The following is a 306-nucleotide window of genomic DNA, read 5'->3' on the forward strand; positions in this document are numbered from 1 at the left end:
AGAAGTCGCTGGAGCGTATTTTCCAATACAGCGCTTATCTGGCTCGCAAAAAATCGAACAAAGCGGGAGGCGCTTAGCATGGAACTGCAGCTTCTGACACCGGAAATATGGCGTGCGGAAAGGAGGAGGCTGCTTGGCTTCGTTTTGCGCCATGGAGAGAAACGGATTACGGCCGCTTCACTTCGCGCGCTAAGAGATATGGAGCCCGATTGGCTGGAGACGGACGGCAGCGGTCACGGCCAGGCTGTCATTGCCATAACGAAGCATGAAGGCCGGTTAACCGGCCTCGGCTTCGCGGCGGGCGGC

1 protein-coding gene is annotated in these 306 nt (G+C 57.8%); it reads left to right on the forward strand.

Translation table 11 applies throughout. The annotated features are described in order from the left end of the window. Nucleotides 1–78: 78 nt before the first annotated feature. Nucleotides 79–306 (forward strand): hypothetical protein (locus PAT3040_RS37140; RefSeq protein ID WP_181376682.1); only part of this gene is annotated, 228 nt, incomplete at its 3' end.

Origin of the sequence: Paenibacillus agaridevorans (assembly GCF_003112455.1) — a bacterium.
In the GTDB taxonomy this organism is placed as follows: Bacteria; Bacillota; Bacilli; order Paenibacillales; family Paenibacillaceae; genus Pristimantibacillus; species Pristimantibacillus agaridevorans.